The organism is Porphyromonas sp. COT-290 OH3588 (assembly GCF_000769075.1).
GTDB lineage: Bacteria > Bacteroidota > Bacteroidia > Bacteroidales > Porphyromonadaceae > Porphyromonas.
Window position 1 is genome coordinate 36,949 of record NZ_JRFC01000010.1, and the last position, 6,683, is coordinate 43,631.

The 6,683-nt window shown below is 49.9% G+C and carries 5 protein-coding genes; all 5 read right to left on the reverse strand.

Translation table 11 applies throughout. The annotated features are described in order from the left end of the window. Positions 1–46: 46 nt before the first annotated feature. A complete protein-coding gene (gene gcvP, locus HQ48_RS01445) occupies positions 47–2,920 on the reverse strand; it encodes an aminomethyl-transferring glycine dehydrogenase (RefSeq protein WP_044231353.1) in 2,874 nt (957 codons plus the stop codon). Positions 2,921–2,934: 14 nt separating this feature from the next. Further along, entirely contained in the window at positions 2,935–3,585 is a 651-nt protein-coding gene (locus tag HQ48_RS01450; protein ID WP_044189256.1) for an MBL fold metallo-hydrolase, read from the reverse strand. Between the two features lie 7 nt (positions 3,586–3,592). Next, positions 3,593–4,213: a 16S rRNA (guanine(527)-N(7))-methyltransferase RsmG gene (gene rsmG / locus HQ48_RS01455; protein WP_044189258.1), complete on the reverse strand. Its 621-nt coding sequence runs from the start codon at positions 4,211–4,213 to the stop codon at positions 3,593–3,595. Between the two features lie 16 nt (positions 4,214–4,229). Continuing rightward, a complete protein-coding gene (locus HQ48_RS01460; protein WP_160225879.1) occupies positions 4,230–5,060 on the reverse strand; it encodes a DUF3298 and DUF4163 domain-containing protein in 831 nt (276 codons plus the stop codon). Positions 5,061–5,279: 219 nt separating this feature from the next. Beyond that, positions 5,280–6,389, reverse strand: coding sequence for an LOG family protein (locus HQ48_RS01465; protein ID WP_044189264.1), 1,110 nt, complete (start codon positions 6,387–6,389; stop codon positions 5,280–5,282). Between the last annotated feature and the right edge of the window lie 294 nt (positions 6,390–6,683).

Sequence of the window (6,683 nt, forward strand, 5' to 3'; positions counted from 1 at the left end):
CTGCTGGAATACAGAGCGGTAGCCTCTCGTTTTGTCTAGTCCAAGGCTATTCGGCCGATGGAGCAATGCAACAACAGAAAGCTGGGATTAGATTTCTATCCCCAAAGCCATTATCGATACGAGCTACATTGATCCAGAACTTATTATCCTTCAGGTATGGCAGCGGATAGGCTGCCTTACTACGACTATAGCTATGCGTCCATTCGTCCGCTACGACCTCGTATTCTGGGTGTGGAGCATTCTTGAGCACATTGTCCTCTGCGTCAACTTTGCCTTCCTTCACTTCTTGGATCTCCTCCCAGATCTTGAGCATTACCTCTAAGAATCGGTCGATTTCCTGCTTGCTCTCACTCTCGGTAGGCTCAATCATCAGAGTACCATGCACGGGGAAAGACAAGGTAGGTGCATGATAGCCATAATCCATCAAGCGTTTGGCGATATCGCTCTCATCTACACCTGTAGTTTCACGTAGCTTACGGCAATCCAAAATCAGCTCATGACCTACACGACCCGTAGCCCCCGTATAGACGATACCATAGGTATCCTTGAGGCAAGCAGCCATATAGTTCGCACTAAGGATAGCCGTACGAGTAGCTTTCTCTAGGCCTGATGTGCCAAGTAGGCGAATGTATGCATAGCTCACTACATCGACACCAGCACTACCATAGGGAGAGGCAGCCACGACATTGTCATGCACTCCAATCTCCTGCCACTGACTGTGCGTAGGTAGATAAGGCTCTAGAGCTCGTGTAGCACAGATAGGACCACTACCGGGACCACCACCTCCGTGAGGGATGGCAAAGGTCTTGTGCAAATTGAGGTGGCACACATCGGCACCAATGAAACCGGGGTTAGTCAAACCAACCTGAGCATTCATATTAGCTCCGTCCATATACACCATAGCACCACAGTCGTGAATACGCTTACATAGGTCAATGATATTTGTTTCGAAGATACCGTGGGTACTTGGGTAAGTAATCATCATAGCCGCCAGATGGTCACGATGCTCCTCGCTCTTCTTCATAAAGTCCTCCCAGTCCACATTACCACGTTCGTCCGATGCGACTACAACACACTCGTATCCACATTGCGATGCACTGGCAGGGTTAGTGCCGTGTGCCGAGGCTGGTAGTAGCACCTTGTTACGGTGTCCCTGACCATTAGCTTCGTGGTACGAACGGATAGCACGTAGACCTGCGTATTCCCCTGCTGCACCAGAGTTCGGCTGTAGAGATACGGCTGGCAAACCTGTGATTATCCCTAGAAGTTCCTTGAGATTCTCGAGCATCTCCATCGTTCCCTCAACCTGATCGGCTGGAGCGTATGGGTGTACATTGCAGAAAGCAGGGTTGCTCAGCGGAAGCACTTCGCTAGCGGCATTGAGCTTCATGGTACATGAGCCGAGAGAGATCATCGAGTGAATGAGCGAAATATCCTTACGCTCTAGACGCTTGATGTAGCGCATCATCTCTGTTTCTGTATGATACTTATTGAACACCTCGTAAGTAAGGAACTGTGACGAGCGCAAGAACTTACGGTCTACGGCAATGCTATGCTCGGAGTACTCGCCATCGTAGTTGCTCTCCTTGCCAATAGCCTCGCCGAAGATGTAGCATAGCACGCCCAGATCTGATGGGAGGGTCGTTTCGTCTAGGCTGAACATCACGCCCCCTGTATGAGGGTAATAGAAATTAACCCGACACTCCTCGGCGATGCTACGCACCTTCTCGACACTAACGCCCTCTGGTAGCTCTACGAAGAGCGTATCGAAGTAGTTGCTATGGCGTACCACATAGCCAAGATCCTTTAGGCGAGCTGCGATGTAGCCTGCGAATGAATGCACACGACGAGCAATATGCTTGAGCCCCTCTGGCCCATGGTAAACAGCATAGAAACTACTCATCGTGGCAAGCAGAGCCTGAGCTGTACAGATATTACTTGTCGCCTTCTCTCTCTTGATGTGCTGCTCTCTGGTCTGCAGAGCCAAGCGGTAGGCGTCCTTACCTATGCGATCTTTACTCATACCGATGATACGGCCGGGCAAAGTACGCTTGTACTCCATGCGACAAGCGATATATCCTGCCGATGGGCCACCGAAATACATAGGTACACCAAAGCGCTGAGCCGAGCCGAAGACAACATCTGCCCCCCACTCTCCCGGAGGCGTCAGTAGGACAAGGCTGAGCAGATCTGCCGCTACTGCTACCTTGGCATCAGCTGCGGTAGCTCGTGCTACGAAGTCGGCATAGTCACAGACCTCTCCCTCGGCGTTGGGGAACTGTACAATCGCCCCAAAGACAGCCTCTGTGAACTCAAACGTACGGTAGTCCCCTACGACGACCTCCAAGCCCTGAGGAATAGCACGTGTGAAAATCACGTTGCGTGTAGACTCAAACACCTGCTCGTCCACAAAAAGCACATTGGCTTTAGCTTTGGCCTTGGGTTTACTGCGCTCATTGTAGAGGAGCAATGCAGCCTCAGCCCCTGCAGTAGCCTCATCGAGTAGTGAGCAGTTGCTTAGTGGCAGCCCAGTCAAGTCCGTGATGACGCTCTGGAAGTTGAATAGCGCCTCAAGACGCCCCTGAGAGATCTCGGCCTGATAAGGTGTGTAGGAGGTGTACCAGACGGGATTCTCAAGTACGTTGCGTAGTACCACGGGGGGCGTTACGCAGTCGTACCAGCCACGACCGATGTAGGAGGTAAAGACCTCATTCTTGGAGGCGAGGTCTGCGATATGCTCGGCAAACTCACGCTCGGTCATAGCCTCTGGGAGATCGAGAGCATGTGGGAGGCGAATGTTGGCAGGCAACGTGCCAGAAATCAGCTCGTCGATGGACTTAACGCCGATCTTCTGGAGCATCTGTGTGGCTTCGAGCTCACTAATCCCAACATGTCTGAGAGAGAAGTCGTTTGTGTTCATTGTTTTTTTAAGGATTATTTGAAGTAGGGGTTATAATTGGCTTCGTGTCCAATCGAAGTACCATCTCCATGTCCAGTGTAGACAATGGTCTCGGCTGGTAGAGTAAGCATATTGGCACGAATGCTGTTGATCAAATTGTTGTAGCTACCGCCCCAAAGATCCGTACGACCAATGTCCTCGTAGAAAAGCGTGTCGCCTGCAATCACGAAGCCTGCCTCTGCACAGTAAAACACAACGTGGCCGGGCGAGTGCCCCGGCACATCGAGTACTTGTAGGGTGGTATGCCCAAAGGTAAGTCTATCTCCATGTGAGATGGGGCTATATAGGTCGGCAGGTAAATCTTCGTACTTGATGTTTAGCCCAAAGAGTCTAGCCTGCTCGCTAGGGCGTGGCTGGTCGGTAAGCTCTCGAGGGTGGCAGTAGGCCCTCATCTCTGGCCACTGCTTCATAGCCCAAGCGTTGCCCCAAGCGTGGTCAAAGTGCAGGTGCGTATTGAGTAGTAGCTTGGGGGTGAGGCCATGGGTCTGGCAGTACTGAGCCAGGATGCTCTCCTCTCGAGCATCCATACAGCCACAGTCTACGATTGCAGCCTCTCCTGTCGCATCGTATAGGAGATATGTATTCTCCTGAACGGTATTGAATGTAAAGACTTTAATTCTCGTCATAGGTTGATTATAGAGGTAGATAGACTACCTTCTTCGTCTTGAAGTATTCTTCGTCGAAGGTCGGATACAGATCATGTACCTCGACGATGTTTTTGTATTTGCGTATCTCGCTCTGTAGCTCACCACCCTTGAGGCAAATCAGCCCATTGGGCATACCATTGCGCTGCTCATGATGTACAAGACGGCGGACCATCGGCTCTAGTTCATCGAGGCGCATCACTGCCCTACTGACTACGAAGTCGAACTGCTCCTTGATTTGCTCACCTCGGCCATGCAAGGTGCGGACATTCTCGAGTCCAAGGGCTTCGGCTACGGCTGTCGCGACCTTGATTTTTTTGCCAATGCTATCCACTAGTAAAAACTCTACCTCGGGGAACATAATAGCCAAAGGGATACCGGGGAAGCCACCACCACAGCCAAAGTCAAGTACCCGAGTGCCGGGCTTGAAGCGTATCATCTGTACGATGCCAAGCGAATGCAAGACATGATGTGGGTAGAGCTGGTCAATATCCTTACGCGAAATCACATTAATCTGAGCATTCCAATGGCGGTAGAGCTCGTCAAGTCGAGCATACCGATCTTGCTGCTCATCGGTTAGGTTGGGGAAATATCTGTCAATAATTGTCATAAACCATATCTAAGTCTTATACGTACGCCTCCAAAATACTCCCAGAGCGTAGGATAGAGCTAAGCAAATCGTATGGGATCTGCACGATAATCTGCCCCATAGAATAGGGAGCTATCTCGTATGTATTGTAGCAGTAGATCATCTCCGCATCTGTGAGGTAGAAGTTGCCATTGGCCGATATGTCGCTCACTGAGAAGAATCCCTCCTGCTCCAACTCTTCGTCCGAGGAAACATTGTACTGATGCATCAGCCTCTGCCGAATGATTTGGTCAAGGGCATCTTCGTACCCCTCGACAAACAAGTCTGTTTCGCTCAAAGATCTACCCGTGGCTCGATCCAAGCAAATATGAGCCGTACCATAGTACCCATGGGCTCCTCCAGCATAGGTGTACTGCGACATCGTCACGGACACTAGGTACTTGTCTTGATAGACGAACTCATTGCTCTGTCTAAACTCCCACGGAATACGTTCGCTATCTACCTCTTGCAGCGAATCGACTGGCTGTGCCTCTATCATAAAGTCCTCTCGCACCTGATCACGATATACCTTAACAAGTTCTCGAGGAGAGGTAAGCCCAGCCACTAAATCACTAGAAAAAATCTGACGAGCCAAAGCATTGGCCAATAGAGTATCTCCCAGTGGATAAACATATTGAAGCGAGAATCGCATACTTGGTCCCAGACTATCGGCCCCTGCAAGAAAAACCTCTTGGCTGACGATAGTATCTAGCTGTAGCAACTCATTGCTCACTCTAGAGGAAGCCCTGTCGGTACACGAGGGTAACGACAGAGTACTCGCCAGACCTAAGCCTACAAGCGAGGAGGTGATCAACTTCTTTATTTGCATTGTTTCTGTACCTAAGTGAACTCCCAGTGTAGGGAGATGTAACTTGTTGAGCAAATATACAAAAAAATGGAACACCTGGTCAAACCATATAGACGACATCAATAACCCTCACTTACCGAACTATTATCATCTATATATCAACACTTTAAGACACACACTCCTCTCCCCGAAGTATTCCTCAAGGGGAGGTAACTACCCCCCTGTTCCGTTCCCTACAAGCTACACGACGCAGCTCTGAGCAAAACGCTCCAGCTCGGCAATAACCTCTTCATTGTCATCTGTTATGGAGAGGATTATATGATTGAGTTTACCAGAGGTTGAGAGCTCCTCGATGAGAGGATAGATAGGCTTGTTCTCCGTCCAATAGGCTTTGTCTAAGAAAATCATTGGACTAGCTATACCGTAGCTGATGTAGTGATTCTGTGCGAGGTCTTGGAATATCTCCTGCATCGTGCCAGCACTCCCCGGCGAATAAATAACACCTCCTCTGGCTACTGCCAGCAAGCCCTCCTCTCTGATGCTATTGGCAAAGTATTTGGCTATCTGAGTTGCGAAGGGAGTTGCCAACTCATGCCCATAGTGCCAAGTGGGTATGCCTAGGCTATCGTACCCGAGCCTAGGGAAACGCTCCATGACCTCAAAGGCTGTCTTGAGCCAGTGCTCATCATCATACTTTGGAGCCACCGAGAGTATCGCCAACGCCTCGTCTAGTGCCTCCGGGCTACGGCCTGCCATCCATGCCCCTAGGTGGGTAGCCTCCATAGCACCGGGGCCACCACCCGATAGCATCAGGTATCCTCGCTCGGTGAGCAGACTAGATAGCTGGGCAATCTGGCGAAACATCGGAGAGGTTCTACTCAGCCCATGCCCACCCATGATGGCTACGACTTGATGCGGCGGGTAGGAGGCTAGTAGCTTGGAGAGGTTCTCCGATATGGAGTGGTCGTGCAGGGTCTGTGAGAGGGAGTCTAGTAGCGACTGGCGCTTGGTTGAGGCAATATAGTAGTCGTAGACCGCTTTGTCGTAGCAGGCGGCGTATGAGTCAGGGTTATATCGATCATACCCCTCATAGAGCGAGAGACCAGTGTATAGACTCTGCGGATAGGTCTTGTAAGGGACATCGAGCGAGGGGAAAATATGGTTATGCTCATACAGATGAAGCATCAAGCTCGGCGACATCTTGCACCCAAGGAATAGACAATCTTGCCAGTCTATAGCAAGCATCTCTCGCTCGATCGTCGTCAAATCGAGGCCTTGGAAAGCTACAGAGCTCACAGACTCACTTTTGAGGAGATCTCTAAGCTCAGTTAGATTTTCGTATAGTTTCATTTACGTTGGTAGTTTGTATCTCTATAGCTCAAAGATACCTAATTGGTTTCATTAGTCTACCTTACCCCTGTATCTATCGCAGTCCGATAAATATCTCGAAGGATTAAGATTTATATTTTCGCACATATTTCAGAATGTTGGTGGGCAACTGCTCTCCCACTTGGGACAAAAGTAGTAAACCTCGTATTTGCCCCCTAGAGACCGTTGCACGGCATTTTGCCTCTTTTCGGTTAGAAACGTTGTATATATCTCTGATTATTACTATCTTTAATATGTAATTAACTGTATCGACAT